Raw genomic sequence first — 16,051 nt, 5'->3', positions numbered from 1 at the left:
CGAGCGTGTGGGTGGGCCGCTACCGAGCAGACCATGACCGACACCCTGAAGCAGATCGGCGACGCGCCGGGCGACGCCTCGGTGACCAGCCCCTACACGCCGGTCGGCAAGGGGCAGATCAGCGAGGACGGCAGGACCGCGTACGCCACGGTCGCCTTCCGCCGGGAGGTGGCCGACGCCCGGATCGACCACGTGAAGGACCTCGCCACCGAGCCGCGCTCGATCGCCGAACGCCTCTTCGTCACCCCCGGTCACCGCCAAGACGCACGCCGACCGCGCGATGACCAAACCGGGCGCCCGCGACCGGGCCCAGCTGGTCGTCATCGCCTACGAGACCGGCCTGGTGCACGCCGGCGAAGCGCAACGCTGACGCGGACCGGGCCGGCCCGGGTGGCCCGGACCGGAGGTGAGCTCCGCGCCTGCACGGCCGCGCGTCAGGCGTCCGAACGGGCGGGCAGCCGCCAGCCCGGGCGCGGGAAGTGGCAGGTGTAGCCGTCGGGGTAGCGCTCCAGGTAGTCCTGGTGCTCCGGCTCGGCCTCCCAGAAGGGCCCGGCCGGCTCCACCTCGGTGACGACCTTGCCCGGCCACAGTCCGGAGGCGTCCACGTCGGCGATGGTGTCCTCGGCGATCCGCTTCTGCTCGTCGTCCACGTAGTAGATCGCCGAGCGGTAACTGAGTCCGATGTCGTTGCCCTGCCGGTTCTTCGTGCTCGGGTCGTGGATCTGGAAGAAGAGCTCCAGGACGGTCCGGAAGTCGGTCTGCTCGGGGTCGAAGAGAATCTCGATGGCCTCCGCGTGGGTGCCGTGGTTGCGGTAGGTCGCGTTCGGTACGTCACCCCCGGTGTAGCCCACCCGGGTCGCGGTCACGCCCGGGAGCCGACGGATCAAGTCCTGCATTCCCCAGAAGCATCCGCCCGCCAGAACGGCCCTCTGCGTCTGCGCTGCCATGTCGGTTCCTTCTCCTCTCCGCCTCGGCCACTCGCGCTGCGCGCTCGCCCACCGTCGGCGTCCCACCTTGGTGGATACGACAGCACGAGGGAGGCACGGATAATTCCACGCCCTCGCCGTCGCCCGCCCTGAAGGCCTCGCTCCCCCGACCGCTCCGCTCCCCGACCGCTCCCTCGCCCCGCCGCTCCGTCAGGACACGGCAAAACCTTCGAGGGGTCGACACTTTGACCTGGCCTTGAGTATCCGGTGATCATTCTGTGGCCGGAAATCGCCTAAGGTCACTCCGGGCTCGGCAACCTTTCGGCCCCGCCGGCCAGGCCGTAGGCACCTCCGCGCTACCCGCGCACCCGTTCCCGGTCCCCCACCCAGGCCTGGTGCACCGTGCATTTCACTTTCGAGGACTTCGATGCGTCTCCCGTCCCACGCCGCCAAGATGATCGCCGTCGCGGCACTCCCGCTGGCCCTGGCCGCCTGCTCCTCCTCCGCCTCCACGGACTCCGCCGACAGCCCGGCCGCATCCGCCACGCCGTCGAAGGCCGCCGACCCCAACGCCGGCCTGCTGACGGGGACGCAACTGAAGAAGGCGCTGGCGCCCGCCTCGTACTTCCCCGCCGGCTTCGCCGCCGACGCCAGTCTCGCCCGCGACACCGGGGACACCTACCAGGCGCCGGCCACGAAGAACGCCGCCAAGCCGCGCTGCGCCGACCTCGCGGCCACCAGCTGGATCAGCCTCACCGGCATCGAGGGCGTCTCGTTCGCGCAGAACTCCTACATCAACCAGAACACGTCCTCCGAGCTCGACCAGGAGATCGACGTCTACCGTGGCACCACGGGTGCGGACGTGCTGAAGGGTCTGGCGGACGTCGTCGCCGCGTGCCCGAGCTACACGGACTCCGACACCCACAGCAAGGTGAAGGTCACCGGGGCCGCCACGGCCGGACTCGGGGACGAGGCGTACACCATCACCCTCACCAGCAGCGCCTGGGAGACCGGCACCACGTTGATCGCCTCCCGCACGGGCACGGCCGTCGTCAGCGTGCTGTCCACCGAGGGCTCGGACAACGGCGCCGCGAGCGCGAAGAAGCTGACGGAACACGTGCTGGCCTCACTGAAGGCGTAGACGGCTGGGCCGTCCGGCCGCCGCCGCTGAGCTACGGCGGCGGCCGGCGGGCGTCGGTGGTGTCGCCGGGTGGGACTGTCAGGGCGATACGGGCCGTGATGCGCTTGCCGACCGGCTCCTGCTCGACGAAGAGGTGCGCGGTGACGGCCTTGACGATCTCCAGGCCGTGCTGGCCGATCCGGTCCGGGTCGGCGGGCCGGGCCATGGGAACGGTCGGGTCGTTGTCCCACACGGCGACGTCCACGCTGTCGGCGGTGAGCCGCAGCTCCATCAGGACGGGGCCGGGGGCGTACTTGCGGGCGTTGGTGACCAGTTCACTGACCACCAGCTGGATGACGTCCCGTACGCGGTCGGGGACGTGCAGACGATGATCGGCGCGAGCTCGGTCGAGGAACGCGAGGGCGTGGTGGCGGGCGTCGGCGATGCAACCGTCGGCGCCGCCCATCGCGTAGGCGGTGCGCATGAGGTGCTGTCGCGGCCCGGTACAGCCGTCTCCGTCGGCATGCGATTCCACTCGTCTCGCCCTCACTCCCCCGTTTCACGTGCGCCGTTACCCGCGATGTCACTCGGCATGCCTGCCACAGGAGTGTCGTCCGCCACAGCGGACACAGGTCGTGCGGCGTCAGCCCGACGGAAGCCGGCTGCGCCTGCTCGACCAGCCCGAGTTCGCCCTGCCTGCCCACCCGCTGAGCTCTGAGCAGCCAGAGCGCACCGGAGTCGCGGGCTATGACCGGCTCGGTGACTCCTGGCCGGCCGGGAACTCGTGCTCCCACGGTCGTGGTCCCACCCCGTCCTGCCAGCGCAGGAGTTCAAGACCGTCCACGCAGACGATGCCGCACTGCCCGGCGTACTCGAGTGCGGGACCGGTGAAGTCGCTGGTGGTGACGACGACGGCGACATCGGCCCCGTGAACCGTGTAACACGTGCCGCCGAACCGCTGCATGTCCTGGGAACCGACGCGGTTGCCGTCGTGGTAGCGCTTGCACTGGATGACGAGCAGGCGTCCGTCCGGCGTCCTCGCCACGACGTCGGCACCCAGGTCACCGGCTCCGCCCACGACGTCGACGTCCCGGCAGCCGTCGCGTCGGCACAGCTCGGCTATCGCCTGCTCGAACTCGTCGGGGTCCAGGGCCTCGTAAGCGATCTCCTCGGTGCCGACGGCAACCCGGTCGGCGGCGGGGTCGACGAGGAGGACGGTCCGTTCCGTGCCGTCGCGACGGGCGGAGGGCGCGGGCGCGGATGCGGGTGCGGGTGACGGGGCGTCGAGGACGTCGACCGCCGTCATCGTGGCCTCGTCCAGGGCTGCTGCGGCGCGCCGCGCGAGCCTCGCCGCCGATATCCGGCGCCCGCCACGGCAGCCCGCCACGACGGCGCCGGTTCCCACGAGGGCGAGTGCGACGGCCCAGACGGGACGGCGTTCGGCGGCCGCCGCCACCGTACGGGCGACCGCCCCCGCCAACGTCAGCAGGACGGCCAGGAGGACGAAGTACAGGGCCGTCGCCCGGAGTTCGAACCGGCGGGTGCGGCGCACAGGACGCGGAGCACGAACGGGTGCGGCCATGGTGGTGCTTCCTCCCCGAGGACGTCAGTGACGATCAAGAGGCGTCTTCCCGGGTACGGACGGATTACGGATGGTTGTCCGACGGTCATAGGCTGCGACCATGCAGCAATCCGAGATCATGCAGCGAGTCGTCGGCATCCTCACCGAAGCGATCGAGATACGACGACAGGCCCGCGAGAACCCGGACGCCAAGGCCGCACTGACGGGATCCATCTCCGCGCTCCTCGCGGAGACCCTGCCCGAGATCAAACTGCCCGCCGACGCCACCGCCCAGGAGACCACGGCCGTGATCACGGAGGCGCTGGGGCCGGCCATCGTCACGCTTTCCACCTGTTTCTCCTACGCCTTCGTGCACCTGGCCGAGGTCCACGACGAGGGGAACACCGACACCTCGACCGCCGACGTCCTTCGGTCGCTGTCCCTCCAGTTCGCCCGGCGGGACGGCGCCTGAACCCGACGCCATGTCATCTCTGTGCCCGGGGCGCGAGTTCCGCGCTCCGGGCATCCCGTCCCGAGAGTCCACTCATGATCGAAGCGTCCGTCGCGGCCATCGGGTTCTTCGTCGGCACGGTTGCCGGCGGCGGCTCTTCGGGGCGGCTTCGAGTCAGCAGGCGTCGTACTTCCACGCATTGCCCTCCAGCACCCACGGCTGCGCCTGCTGCTCGAACTTCGGCAGTCCCGTCACCTTGTAGCCGGCGCGCCCCGTCTTGCCGGACACCTCGGCCCGCACGTCGCTCACCGTGTGGTCCGCGCCGTAGTCTGCCGAAGCCTTCTTCACCACCTCGGTGTACGCGGACCGGGTGATCTCCTTCGCGCAGCGCGCGGACAACATGCCGTACGCGGTGTCCGCGTCGCCGGCGAAATAGGACGCGGTGTAGACGGCGACGGCCGCCTTGAGGTCGTCGCCCTCGTGCCCCGCGGGGACGCTGACGGTGGGCTCGGCGACGGGCGTGCCCGAGTCGCTCGCCACCGGGGCGTCGTCGTCGGACGAGGAGCAGGCGGTGAGCGCGGCGAGAAGCAGGGCCGCGGTGACGATGGTGGCGCGGATGCGCATGGTGTCCCCCCTGGACGTGAAGCGTGCGCGGGAATCGTGCCACGGCAGACCCGGAGGGTGACCCCGGCAGGGGGATTTCGCGGGGCTCTGTGACCAGGCTGCTGCCCGGATGTGACAGTCGGGCGAGTCGGGCGCCCACCGGCGGTGACTCAGTCCGCGGGTGTCTCGCCTCGGCGTGCGGAACGGCCTGCGAAGCCGCGTGCGAGCGCCTCGGTCGGCCGGCAGCACCATGCGAGGAGGGGGCTGGTCATCACGAAGTAGTGGACGCTGACCAGGCCCCGCTCCTTGTCCAGGATCTGCGGGGCGTCGTCCCGGTAGACGTGGCGGAGGTAGTGGCGGCGGATCGGCTCGCCGGCCAGGAGCAGCACCGGTGAGGAGACGAGGAGGGCGGTCGCGACGAGGGCTCTCACCGCGGTGAGCTCAACTCTGTCCTCGTAGCGCATGCGCTCATTGTGCTGACCTGCGCGTCGCTTGTCAGCCTGCCCGGCTCGGTCGCGGCGGCGGCGGCTTCGTCCACAGGGCCGGTCGCCCCGGTCGCCCTGGACGTAGGCTTCGTCCAGCACTGACATGACGGGGGCGGAGCACATGACGGCTGGGACAGCACCGAGGTGGGGGTCGGCCCTCGATTCGGTCGTGGTGTACGCGCAGGGCGCTGTCTGCCGCCGCCTGGCCCGGGGCAGCGTGCCGCCGGGCGGCCGGGTCCGGGTGACGGGTCTCCCGCGCACGCTGGACGCCGGATCCCTGCGCGTCCGGGTCACGGGCGGGAAGGGCCCACGCGTCATCGAGGCGCGAGTGGACGTCGAGGCGGAGCCGCTCGGCACCACTGTGCCCGACGCGTCGCACAGCGAGGTGGAGAGGCTGCGCGAGGAGTGCGCGGCGGCGCGGGCACGCCACGACCGGCAGGTGCGGCTGATCGACGAGGTCAAGGCTCTGCGTCCGGTCCCCCCGACCCGCAGGCGGGACGACCCGCACCGCCGCACCCCGGTCGACGCGTGGCTGGCGCTCGCGGACTTCGTCGACGAACGGCTCACCCGACTGCACTCCCGCCTCGCCGAGTCGCAGGAGGCGCTGGGCCGGGCCGAGCACGCCCTCACGGTCGCCGCCGACCGGCTCGCCCGCGCCTCCACCGACGCACCGGCCGCGCACGTGCGGACCACGGTCTCCGCGCTGGTGACCTTCGACGGCGCCGGTGACGCCGAAGGGCAGGCGGGGGTGGAGGTGGAGTACGCGGTGCCGGGCGCGATCTGGGCGCCGGCCTACCGGCTCACGCACCGTCAGGGCGAGAGCAGCGGCCGTCTGGTGCTGCGCGCCTCCATCGCTCAGCGCACCGGCGAGGACTGGACCGGCGTCCGGCTCGCCCTGGCCACCGCCGACCTCGGGCGGCGTACCGACCTGCCCAGGCTCCGCTCACTGCGCATCGGACGCCGTCAGCCGGGCCCCACGCCCTCCGGCTGGCGCGAACCGCCGTCGGGGCTGGCCGATTTGTTCGCCGGGTACGACGCGGCCGGTCGCCGTCCCACCGTGACCCACGCGGCCGGTGGCGCCGAGGGACGCCCGGTGCCCGTGGCCGTGGCCGTGGCCGGTGCCCCCGCTCCCCCGCTGCCGCCGATGACCATGCCCATGCCCATCCCGATGGCGCCGCAGGGGTACGACCAGCCGCTCACCGCGGCGCCGCCTGGTTATGGGGCGCCGCCTCCCGCTCCGATGGCCGGCAGTGCCGCCCCGCAGGCTTTCGGCGGCGGGAGCCGCTTCCCCGCGTCGTCGGCCGCCATGGCTCCCCCGGCCATGCCCGCGGCCCCCGGCCGGGCCGCGCCGCCGCGGCCTCCCGCCCCCGCACCCGCGGGCTCCGGTCCGACCGGTCAGGCCGGTCCGCCGCGGCCGAGCGGGTCCGAACTCGACTACACGGCTCTCGTCCTGAGCGGACCGGAAGAACAGCACGCCCGCCGAGGCAGGCTGTTCCCCGACGTGCCGTTCGACCCGACGGCTGCCGAGTACCGGCGCCGCGCCGAGAGCGTGGCCGCGCTGCCGCTGCCCGCACACGCCGTGCGGCCCCGTGAGTCGGCGGGTTCGTTCGACCACCGCTTCGACGCCGTCGCCCGCGCCGACATCCCGTCCGACGGCACCTGGCACACCGTCACCGTCGGAGAGATCGCGGTCGGTCTGCGCACCGAGTACCTCTGTGTGCCGTCCGTGGAGCAGACCGTGTACGCGACGCTGGCGCTCTCCAACGCCACCGGCCAGGCGCTGCTGGCGGGCCCCGTGGAGGTCACCGCCGGCCAGGACTTCCTGCTGACCGCGGCGCTGCCCACCCTCGCGCCCGGCGGTGTGTGCCGGGTGGGGCTGGGGCAGGCCGAGGGCGTCCGGGTCACCCGCCGCACGAATCTGCACGAGTCGACGTCCGGGCTGCGCAACACGACCACCGTGCTCGACCACCGGATCCACGTGGAGCTGGCCAACCGGCTCGCCGAGCCCGTCACCGTCGAGGTCCGCGAACGGGTTCCGGTCTCCTCCGACGCGGACGTCCGGATCGAGGAACGCGCCGACTGGGCACCGCCCCGGACGGACGCGGACGCCGAACAGCACGCGCCCGGCACCCGCGTCTGGCGGGTGGAGCTGCCCGCAGGCGCCACCACCGCCCTCGACGGCGGCTACGAGATCCGCATCCCCTCCGCCAAGTCCTTGGCCGGCGGCAACCGCAGGAGCTGACGCACCCATGTCCACGGCACCCGAGCCGATCCCCCTGCCCGTCACGGCCGTCACGTGTCTGGAGGACCGCGCCCACGTCGAGCGCACCGCCGTCCTCGACCTCGAGGCCGGGGTCCAGCGGCTGCGGCTGGGCCCGGTGAGCGCGCTGGCCGTCGACCGCACGCTGCACGCCGAGCTCACCGCCGACGCCCCGGCGACCGTGCTCGACGCGCGGATCGTCCGCGAGTGGAGCCCGCGTGGCCCCGGGCCCACCGACGACGACACCCCGCTGCGGCACCGCGCGCACGCCCTCGAAGAGGAGTTGCGCGTCCTGGGCCGCCGGCGCGACCGGCTGCGCACCCGTCTGGACACGCTCGGCCGTCTCGCCGCCGATCTGCTGCGCGAGATCGGTGAGGGCGCCGGTCACGGCGAGGTCGAGGGGCCCCGCTGGGACCGCGAACTGGACCGTCTGGACGGCGAGCGGGATTCCTGCGAGGAGCGACTGCGCGCCGTGGACGCCCGGTTCGCCGACCGCACCGCCGAACTCACGGCGGCTCGGCAGGCCATGGACCTGGCCGAGGAAGAACCGGCCGAACTGACCGGCCACATCGAGCTGACCGTGGAGGCCGCGGCCGCGGGACCGGCCGGTCTGCGGCTGAGCCATCTCACCGCCTGTGCGCTCTGGCGGCCCGTCTACCGGGCCGTGCTCGACGGGGAACTGCTCACCCTGGAGACCGACGCGATGGTCTGGCAGCGCACCGGCGAGGACTGGTCCGACGTGGCGCTGACCCTGTCCACGGCCCGGTCGGCGCAAGCTGCCGCCCCGCCGAGGCTGCGCGAGGACCGGCTCACCCTCCAGGACCGCTCCCCCGCGGAACGCCGCAGCGTCGACGTCGAGCTGCGCGAGGAGGAGATCGCGGACCTCGGCCCGACACCGGTGGTCGGTCTGCCGGGAGTGGACGACGGCGGCGAGACACGGGTGCTGCGCGCCCCCGCGCCGGTGGGCGTGCCCGGGGACGGCCGCGCCCATCGCGTGCCGCTGTCCGTCTTCACCACGACCGCGAGCGTCGAGCACGCCTGCGCGCCCGAACTGTCCCCGCTGGTCACCCAGGTGGCCCGGTTCGACAACCTGTCCGGCCACGCCCTGCTCGCCGGCCCCGTCGACCTGGTGCGCCGCAGTGGGTACAGCGGGCGCGGCACACTGGACTTCACCGCTCCCGCCGCCCGCGCCGAACTCGCCTTCGGCAGCCTCGACGACCACCGCGTCGTCCGTCACACCGAGGAGGTCCGCGACACCTCGCCCCTCACCCAGCGGACCGTGCTGACCCGCACCGTCCGGCTCCATCTGTCCCGCTTCTCCGCCCCCGACGCCCCGACCTCCTCCGGCGCCCCGGGCGTCTCCCCCGAAGGGGCTGTCGTCGTGCGCGAACGGATTCCCGTCTCCGAGATCTCCGCCGTGCAGACGCGCCTGCGCGAAGACGCCTGTTCGCCACCCCCGGACGCCGTCGACGCCGACGGCATCGTCCGGTGGAACCTCGCTCTCGCCCCCGGCGGCCACCGCACCGTCACCCTCGTCTACGAGATGACGGCGAGCGGTAAAGTCGCCGGCCTGTGACGGACCGGCGGCTGGACGGCGGTCCCGTCGTCGGCGCCTCGACGCAGCGGCCCCGGACCGGGTGGGCGGGGAGGCCCGACCCCGGTCAGCCGGTGGCGGAGGTGTTCACGGCCTGCTCCCACGACTGCAGCCCCACGCGGAGCAGTTCGCGCACGGCCGCGGTCTCCTCGTCCGTCCGGGCTTCGCCGCCGAAGATCTTCTCGTAGGCGACGTCCTGCAGCGATCCCCGGGAGGGCAGGGGCGGGCCGACGTCCACACTCCGGGAGAGGTCGTCGAAGAAGTTCCAGGCGTCCAGCAGCAGTCCCGCCGAGACCGGCTCGTGGCCGGGGTGTCGCACCCACCGATCTACGGCGGCGAGATCGAGCGCGGCCTCGCCCTCCCGGACGAGGCAACGGCCGTCGCGGTCGCAGTGGTCCTGGAGCGCGTCGAGGTCGTGGAACGCGAGAAGCCTTCCCACACCGTCGACAGCGAGCGCATCGGGGTCGTCGCCCCCACCGGGCCGCCAGATCAGGATCACTTCCCCTTCCGCGGTGGCGACGCGGTACGGATAGCAGTCAGTCATGCGGCATCTCCCGTGGTGCCCGGTGCGGTGGTGCGGTGGCCACGGGGATCATCCTGCCGAATCACGGCGTCGGACGGCGACTGTGTTTGCGCGGGCTCACGTCATCCGTCATCGGAGATCGGCAGGACCGGACGTTTTCCCATGGCGCGCGGCGCCCCGTGCCGCGACCCGTGCGGCGTGTTCACAGCTGCCACACCACCGGCAGTGAGGCGGTCGCGCCGGTCGCGGAGTAGTCGTGGGCGACGTCGAGCAGGTCGGCCATCCGCGTCTGCCACGCGGTGTTGACGGGCAGTCTCTCGAGTTCGGCGATCATCGCCGGGTAGTCCTCGACGTCCAGCAGGTGGAACAGGTCGGTGCCGCTGCGCCAGATGGTCCACTCGCTCACCCCCGCGGCGCGGATGGCGGCGGTCAGCTCCTCGGGCACCTCGCGGTGTGCGGCCTCGTACTCCTCGACGCGGTCGGCGCGGACCTTGGTGTGCAGGGCGACCTTCATGACGGCTCCTCGGGCGGTGCGGACGGCCCGCTCGGCGTGGCGGAGGGGACGGGGGTGTCCGGGTCGAGCAGGCCCTCGGCGCGCAGCTCGTCCCACAGGGCGTCCGGGATCGGGCGTCGCAGCTGATCCACGGTGTCGTGCACCTCCTGCGGCGACCGCGCCCCGGTGAGGACGCTCGCGACCGCGGGATGGCCGAACGGGAAGCGCAGCGCGGCGGCCCGCAGCGGTACGCCGTGGCGTTCGCAGACCTCGAGCAGCCGCAGCGCCCGGTCGAGCACGGGTTGCGGAGCCGGTGCGTAGTCGTAGGTGGCACCGGGCCGGGGCGCGGTGAGCAGACCGGAGTTGAACACTCCGCCGACGACGACGCCACAGCCGCGGGCGGCGGCCTGCGGGAGCAGCTCGGCGAGCCCTTCCTGGTCCAGGAGCGTGTAGCGGCCGGCCAGCAGGACCACGTCGATGTCGGTCTCGCGCACGAACCGGGCGGGCAGCGCCGACTGGTTCATGCCGATGCCGATCGCGCCGACCACCCCTTCCGCGCGCAGCCGCTCCAGTGCCGGATACGCCTCGCGGAGCGCCTGCTCGGCGTGGTCGTCGGGGTCGTGCAGCAGGGCCACGTCGACGCGGTCGACGCCGAGTCGTTCGAGGCTCGCCTCCAGGGAGCGCGACACGCCGTCGGCGCTGAAGTCCCACACGCGGCGGTGGGTGGCCGAGACGGCGAAGCCGTGATCGAGGTCGTCGTCGGCGTCCCCCTGCGGATGCGGGACGAGCAGCCGGCCCACCTTGGTGGAGAGGGTGTAGGAGTCCCGGGGGCGGTCGCGCAGCGCGGCGCCGAGCCGCCGTTCGGACAGGCCGAGGCCGTAGTGGGGGGCGGTGTCGAACGTGCGGATGCCGACGTCCCAGGCGGCGTCCACCGTGGCACGGGCGGCGTCTTCGGAGACCGGCCGGTAGAGGTTGCCGAGGGCGGCGCAGCCCAGCGCCAGCTCCGACACCGTCACCGCGCCGGCCCCCAGCCGCGTGGTCCTCACGACGGGTCCGCCGGGCGCATCCGGAGCCCCTGCATGCCGCCGTCCACCGCGAGCGAGGTGCCGGTGACGGAGGCCGCAGCGGGGCTCGCCAGGTAGACGATGGCGGCCGCGACTTCGTCCGCTGTGACCAGGCGTCCCATGGGCTGGCGGGCGTTGAGGGCGGCGCGCTCGCTCTCGGGGTCGTCGGCGGCGTCGAGGAGCCGGGAGACCCACGGGGTGTCGGCCGTGCCGGGGTTCACGCAGTTGACGCGGATGCCCTCGCGGACGTGGTCGGCGGCCATGGCGAGAGTGAGCGAGAGGACCGCGCCCTTGCTGGCGCAGTACAGGGCGCGCTGCGGGAGGCCCGCGGTGGCGCCGATCGAGCAGGTGTTGACGACCGCCGCGTGGGCGGAGCGGCGCAGATGCGGCAGGGCGGCGCGGGTGACGCGCACGATGCCGAGGACGTTGACGTCCAGGACCCGGTGCCAGTCGTCGTCCGGGTTGTCCTCGATGGTGCCCACCGCGCCGATGCCCGCGTTGTTGACCACGATGTCCAGGCCGCCGAGCCGCTCGGCGGCCTGCTGCACGGCGGCGCGCACCGAGGCGTCGTCCGTGACGTCGGCCCGGAGGCCGAGCAGCGGTTCGCCGACCCCGTCCGGGTCGAGGTCGAGGACGGCGACCGCCGCGCCCCGCGCCGCCAGCGTGCGGGCGGTCGCGAGGCCGATGCCGGACGCGCCTCCGGTGACGACCGCCCTGAGCCCTGACAGATCGGTCATGCCGTTCCTTCCTGAGCAGCGCGGTCGGCGGTCCAGAAGGCGCCGTCCGGGTAGCGGTACGCGGTGATGGACTCCTCGCGCATGGTGGCGGAGAACCCGGGGGCGAGCGGTGCCCGGTAGTGGCCGTCGCGCATGACGACGGGCGCGGTGAAGTGCTCGTGAAGGTGGTCGACGAACTCGATGACGCGGTTCTCGGTCGTGCCGGACAGCGCCAGGTAGTCGAACATCGACAGGTGCTGCACCAGCTCGCACAGGCCGACCCCGCCGGCGTGCGGGCAGACCGGGACCCCGAACTTGGCGGCGAGCAGCAGGATCGCGAGGTTCTCGTTGACTCCGCCGACCCGGGCGGCGTCGATCTGGAGGACGTCGATGGCGCCGGCCTGGAGGAGCTGCTTGAAGACGATGCGGTTCTGCACGTGCTCGCCGGTGGCGACCTTCACGGGGGCGACCGCGCGGCGCACGGAGGCGTGGCCGAGGACGTCGTCCGGGCTGGTGGGCTCCTCGATCCAGTACGGGTCGAACTCGGCGAGCGCGTTGGTCCACTCGATCGCCTCGTCCACGTTCCACCGCTGGTTGGCGTCGATGGCGATGCGGATCCCGTCGCCGACGGCGGCACGCGCGGTGCGCAGGCGGCGGATGTCGTCGTCCAGGTCCGCGCCGACCTTCAGCTTGATCTGGGTGAAGCCGTCGGCGACGGCCTGCTTGGCCAGCCGGGTGAGCTTGTCGTCGGAGTAGCCGAGCCAGCCCGGGGAGGTGGTGTAGCCCGGGTAGCCGGTCTCGCGCAGCATCGCCTCCCGCTCCGCGATGCCGGTGCGGCCCTCGCGCAGCAGGCTCAGGGCGTCCTCGGGGGTGAGGGCGTCGGCGATGTAGCGGAAGTCGACCTGGGAGACCAGCCATTCGGGGTCGGCGTGGGCGAGCAGCTGCCACAGCGGCTTGTCCTCCCGCTTGGCGGCGAGGTCCCACACGGCGTTGAGCACGGCGCCGATCGCCATGTGCATCACGCCCTTCTCGGGGCCGAGCCAGCGCAGCTGGCTGTCGCCGATCAGGTCGCGGCTGAGCGAGCCCGGGTCGGCGCACAGTTCCTCGACGGAGCGCCCGACCAGGTGGGGTCTCAGCGCTCCGATCGCGGCGACCTGGACGTCGTTGCCGCGTCCGATGGTGAAGGTGAAGCCGTGGCCCTCGTGTCCGTCACGGGCGTCGGTGCGCAGGACGACATAGGCGGCGGAGTAGTCGGGATCCGGGTTCATCGCGTCGGAGCCGTCGAGTTCCCGCGAGGTGGGGAAGCGGACGTCGTAGGTGTCGACCGCGGTGATCCGGGAGCAGGTTGCAGTCAAGGTGGTGCCTCTCACGCTTGGGCGAAGGTCTGGCGCTGGCCGCCGAGGCCGTCGATGGCGAGCTCGACGGTGTCGCCGGGACGCAGGTAGGGAGTGCCGGGGAGTCCCAGCGCGACGCCCGCGGGGGTACCGGTGTTGATCACGTCGCCCGGTTCCAGGACCATGTACTGGCTCAGGTAGGCCACGAGGTGGTCGACCGCGAAGATCATGTCTGCGGTACGGCCCTGTTGCCGCTTCACGCCGTTGACGCTCAGGTGCAGGCCGAGGTTCTGCGGGTCGCCGACCTCGTCGGCGGTGACGAGCCAGGGGCCGAGCGGGTTGAAGGTCTCGCAGGACTTGCCGAGGTCCCACTGGGACGAGTAGTCGAGCTGGAACTCGCGCTCGGAGACGTCGTGGCTGACGGCGTATCCCGCGATCACGGACCGCGCGGCGCCGGGGCCGTCGAGGTAGCGGGCCCGGCGTCCGATGACGACCGCGAGTTCGACCTCCCAGTCGGTCTTCACGGAGCCCCGGGGGATCAGCACCTCGTCGTACGGGCCGACCACCGTGCCGGGGTCCTTCATGAAGACCACCGGGCGCGGGGGGATCGCCGCACCGGTCTCGGCGGCGTGGTCGCGGTAGTTCAGACCGACGCAGACGATCTTGCCGGGGCGGGTGACGGGAGCCCCGACGCGCAAGGTCTCCGCGTCGAGCTCGGGCAGTTCTCCCGCCGTGACGGCGGCGCGGGCCCGGTCGACTCCGCCCGAGGCCAGGAAGGGGCCGTCGATGTCCGGCGTCACGGACGACAGGTCCAGCAGCCGGCCGTCGTCGGTGCGGACGGCGGGGCGCTCCTGTCCGGGGGCGCCGACTCGAAGCAGTTTCACTGGGGCAACTCCTCTGCCATGCGGGTTTCGTGTGTGGGACGGCCGTGGGCCGGGGACGTCGGGTCGTCCGGGCATGGACCGTTCCGCGGTACTCACTCATCCGTGCAAGCAGTCATCGGATGTATGGCGGCAGAGTGACCATAGATGCCGAATCCGCAGCTGACAATGGATTCCTCGGATGTATTTCTGCGCCCTAGTCGGAGCGGTGCCCTCCGGGCCCGCTCGGCCATGGTGATGCCCCGGCGTGAGGGGCGTCACACGTCCCACCCTCCGATGAATCCCGTGCCGCGCGCTCGAAGATCCGCCTCGATGACGGCGGGACGAGAGCGAGATGAGCAGACATGCCACCGATTGCCCCGAAGAGGGGCACCGGCTCCGGGGCGGCTCCCTCCACTCCGAAGCCGCCTTCCGGCGACGTCGTTGCCGAATCGTGAGCCCACGGCAACCCATCGCCCGAAGCCTGCGCGTCCTTGAAATCCCAGGTCGAAAGGCATGACGACCAGCAATCCCGGGAGCCGGAGCACCGCCTGGGCGGCTCGCGGCACGATCCGGCGCAAATCGTCGACCGTGGACTCTTGTGCATCCCGGCAACGTCGTCGTAACGTCCTGGTCGTCCGAGATACATCGGAGGAATGGTTCGCATCGATCGGTGCGCCGTTCGGGCCGCACCCGTGTGGCCGTCCCGCTGCCACCCTCTCGGTCACCGGCTGACCCTCATCCCCTTCTCCTCGGGCACGATCCGCGCATTCGGCACCGGACCGGCACGTGCCCGGCCGGCGGCTCCGCCCCCTCCCGACAGGCGGGTACGCCTCCCCTTCCCACCGTCGCCCTGCGGCCCTGTGCCCCTGGCTAAGGAGATAACACGGCCATGAAGCTCGCTCACACCCGTTCCACCGCCGCAGCCGTCACCGCCGTCGTCGCGGTCCTGGCCCTCGCCACCGCGTGCAATCGCGAGAGCACCGGCTCGACGGCCGCGGGCGGTGACAAGCCCGCCCTCGGCATCGACCTGCCGCGCTCCGACTCCGACTTCTGGAACTCCTACGCGCAGTACGTCAAGGGCGACATCAAGACGGGCGGCCTCAACGCCCTGCCGCTCAGCAACTCGCAGAACGACGTCACCAAGCTGGTCGCCAACGTCCAGGTGTTCCAGAACACCGGCGCCAAGGCCATCGTCATGGCCCCCCAGGACACCGGCGCCATCGCCTCCACCCTCGACACCCTCGCGTCGAAGAAGATCCCCGTGGTCAGCGTCGACACCAGACCCGACAAGGGCGACGTCTACATGGTCGTCCGCGCGGACAACCGTGCGTACGGCACCAAGGCCTGCGAGTTCCTCGGCAAGCAGCTGGGCGGCACGGGCAAGGTCGCCGAACTCCAGGGGGCCCTGGACTCGATCAACGGGCGCGACCGCTCCGAGGCGTTTGCGGAGTGCATGAAGACGAAGTTCCCGAAGATCAAGGTGTTCGAGCTGCCCACCGACTGGAAGGGCGACGTGGCCTCCGCCAAGCTGCAGAGCCTGCTCGCCCAGCACCCCGACCTGAACGGCGTCTACATGCAGGCCGGCGGTGTCTTCCTGCAGCCGACGCTGGCCCTGCTGGAGCAGAAGGGCCTGCTCAAGCCGGCCGGCCAGAAGGGCCACATCTCCATCGTCTCCAACGACGGCATCCCGCAGGAGTTCGACGCCATCCGCAAGGGCCAGATCGACGCCACCGTCTCCCAGCCCGCGGACCTCTACGCCAAGTACGCGCTGTACTACGCCGAGGCCGCGGCCGAGGGCAAGACCTTCGAGCCGGGCGCCACCGACCACGACTCCACGATCATCAAGATCCCCAACGGCCTCGAGGACCAGCTGCCGGCGCCGCTGGTCACCAAGGACAACGTGGACGACAAGACCCTGTGGGGCAACAACGTCGGCTGACGACCGGCAGTCCCAGCACGCCGCGCCGGGGGGACGGACGACGCCCGACGCCCTCCCTCCGGCCGGGGTGCCCACCCGCCCCCGGTCCAGCCCCAGCCCCCGTACCCGAAGGACGGTAT

General features: G+C 72.3%; 17 protein-coding genes and 2 pseudogenes. 7 read left to right on the top strand and 12 right to left on the bottom strand.

Annotated elements, in window-relative coordinates:
• Positions 1-92: 92 nt before the first annotated feature.
• Positions 93-245: a hypothetical protein gene (locus QA802_RS39825; protein ID WP_334535230.1), complete on the bottom strand. Its 153-nt coding sequence runs from the start codon at positions 243-245 to the stop codon at positions 93-95.
• A 2-nt stretch (positions 246-247) separates the two neighbouring features.
• On the opposite strand from QA802_RS39825, the pseudogene QA802_RS39820 reads away from it, so the two are divergent.
• Positions 248-370 (top strand): annotated as a pseudogene (locus QA802_RS39820) (DNA-binding response regulator); the annotation flags it as partial.
• Positions 371-434: 64 nt separating this feature from the next.
• On the opposite strand, the gene msrA reads toward QA802_RS39820, so the two are convergent.
• Positions 435-947, bottom strand: coding sequence for a peptide-methionine (S)-S-oxide reductase MsrA (msrA, locus tag QA802_RS39815; RefSeq protein ID WP_334533582.1), 513 nt, complete (start codon positions 945-947; stop codon positions 435-437).
• A 406-nt stretch (positions 948-1,353) separates the two neighbouring features.
• On the opposite strand from msrA, the gene QA802_RS39810 reads away from it, so the two are divergent.
• Positions 1,354-2,067, top strand: coding sequence for a hypothetical protein (locus tag QA802_RS39810; protein WP_334533579.1), 714 nt, complete (start codon positions 1,354-1,356; stop codon positions 2,065-2,067).
• Positions 2,068-2,098: 31 nt separating this feature from the next.
• Here QA802_RS39810 and QA802_RS39805 read toward each other — a convergent pair whose 3' ends face one another.
• Positions 2,099-2,530, bottom strand: a complete 432-nt coding sequence (locus QA802_RS39805) for an ATP-binding protein (protein WP_334533576.1) — start codon at positions 2,528-2,530, stop codon at positions 2,099-2,101.
• Between the two features lie 139 nt (positions 2,531-2,669).
• Here QA802_RS39805 and QA802_RS39800 point away from each other — a divergent pair.
• Positions 2,670-2,744: pseudogene (locus QA802_RS39800) on the top strand (DUF4440 domain-containing protein); the annotation flags it as partial.
• A gap of 47 nt (positions 2,745-2,791) precedes the next feature.
• On the opposite strand, the gene QA802_RS39795 reads toward QA802_RS39800, so the two are convergent.
• Positions 2,792-3,628 carry a restriction endonuclease gene (locus tag QA802_RS39795; RefSeq protein WP_334533573.1) on the bottom strand — a complete coding sequence of 279 codons (837 nt, stop codon included), beginning with the start codon at positions 3,626-3,628 and terminating at the stop codon, positions 2,792-2,794.
• A 100-nt stretch (positions 3,629-3,728) separates the two neighbouring features.
• Between QA802_RS39795 and QA802_RS39790 the strand changes: the two genes are divergently transcribed.
• Positions 3,729-4,079, top strand: a complete 351-nt coding sequence (locus tag QA802_RS39790) for a hypothetical protein (RefSeq protein ID WP_334533570.1) — start codon at positions 3,729-3,731, stop codon at positions 4,077-4,079.
• Between the two features lie 153 nt (positions 4,080-4,232).
• On the opposite strand, the gene QA802_RS39785 is transcribed toward QA802_RS39790, so the two are convergent.
• Together QA802_RS39785 and QA802_RS39780 are read right to left on the bottom strand one after the other, a co-directional pair.
• The gene (locus QA802_RS39785; RefSeq protein ID WP_334533568.1) at positions 4,233-4,682 is read right to left on the bottom strand and encodes a hypothetical protein; all 450 of its coding nucleotides are present in this window, start codon (positions 4,680-4,682) and stop codon (positions 4,233-4,235) included.
• 149 nt (positions 4,683-4,831) lie between these two features.
• Complete coding sequence (locus tag QA802_RS39780; protein WP_334533567.1) at positions 4,832-5,125, bottom strand: hypothetical protein; 294 nt, start codon at positions 5,123-5,125, stop codon at positions 4,832-4,834.
• Between the two features lie 142 nt (positions 5,126-5,267).
• Here QA802_RS39780 and QA802_RS39775 point away from each other — a divergent pair, with 142 nt between their 5' ends.
• Together QA802_RS39775 and QA802_RS39770 are read left to right on the top strand one after the other, a co-directional pair.
• The gene (locus QA802_RS39775) at positions 5,268-7,388 is read left to right on the top strand and encodes a DUF4139 domain-containing protein (RefSeq protein WP_334533565.1); all 2,121 of its coding nucleotides are present in this window, start codon (positions 5,268-5,270) and stop codon (positions 7,386-7,388) included.
• A 7-nt stretch (positions 7,389-7,395) separates the two neighbouring features.
• The gene (locus QA802_RS39770; RefSeq protein WP_334533563.1) at positions 7,396-8,982 is read left to right on the top strand and encodes a DUF4139 domain-containing protein; all 1,587 of its coding nucleotides are present in this window, start codon (positions 7,396-7,398) and stop codon (positions 8,980-8,982) included.
• 85 nt (positions 8,983-9,067) lie between these two features.
• Here QA802_RS39770 and QA802_RS39765 read toward each other — a convergent pair whose 3' ends face one another.
• The 6 genes from QA802_RS39765 to QA802_RS39740 form a co-directional block, all read right to left on the bottom strand.
• On the bottom strand, positions 9,068-9,544 hold the full coding sequence (locus QA802_RS39765; RefSeq protein WP_334533560.1) for a hypothetical protein: 477 nt from the start codon (positions 9,542-9,544) through the stop codon (positions 9,068-9,070).
• 181 nt (positions 9,545-9,725) lie between these two features.
• Positions 9,726-10,037 carry an L-rhamnose mutarotase gene (locus tag QA802_RS39760; RefSeq protein WP_334533557.1) on the bottom strand — a complete coding sequence of 104 codons (312 nt, stop codon included), beginning with the start codon at positions 10,035-10,037 and terminating at the stop codon, positions 9,726-9,728.
• Positions 10,034-11,062, bottom strand: coding sequence for an aldo/keto reductase (locus QA802_RS39755; protein WP_334533554.1), 1,029 nt, complete (start codon positions 11,060-11,062; stop codon positions 10,034-10,036). Before QA802_RS39755 ends, QA802_RS39760 begins: the two co-directional genes overlap by 4 nt.
• Entirely contained in the window at positions 11,059-11,817 is a 759-nt protein-coding gene (locus tag QA802_RS39750) for an SDR family NAD(P)-dependent oxidoreductase (protein WP_334533551.1), read from the bottom strand. Before QA802_RS39750 ends, QA802_RS39755 begins: the two co-directional genes overlap by 4 nt.
• The gene (locus tag QA802_RS39745) at positions 11,814-13,151 is read right to left on the bottom strand and encodes an L-fuconate dehydratase (protein WP_334533548.1); all 1,338 of its coding nucleotides are present in this window, start codon (positions 13,149-13,151) and stop codon (positions 11,814-11,816) included. The genes QA802_RS39750 and QA802_RS39745 overlap by 4 nt, the downstream gene beginning before the upstream one ends.
• 11 nt (positions 13,152-13,162) lie before the next feature.
• The gene (locus QA802_RS39740; RefSeq protein WP_334533545.1) at positions 13,163-14,014 is read right to left on the bottom strand and encodes a fumarylacetoacetate hydrolase family protein; all 852 of its coding nucleotides are present in this window, start codon (positions 14,012-14,014) and stop codon (positions 13,163-13,165) included.
• An 868-nt stretch (positions 14,015-14,882) separates the two neighbouring features.
• Between QA802_RS39740 and QA802_RS39735 the strand changes: the two genes are divergently transcribed.
• Positions 14,883-15,932 carry a sugar ABC transporter substrate-binding protein gene (locus tag QA802_RS39735; protein ID WP_334533542.1) on the top strand — a complete coding sequence of 350 codons (1,050 nt, stop codon included), beginning with the start codon at positions 14,883-14,885 and terminating at the stop codon, positions 15,930-15,932.
• Positions 15,933-16,051: the final 119 nt, after the last annotated feature.

This window comes from Streptomyces sp. B21-105, assembly GCF_036898465.1.
In the GTDB taxonomy this organism is placed as follows: Bacteria; Actinomycetota; Actinomycetes; order Streptomycetales; family Streptomycetaceae; genus Streptomyces.
The sequence above is the reverse complement of the archived record's forward strand: the minus strand, read 5'-3'. Positions and strand labels throughout refer to the sequence as shown.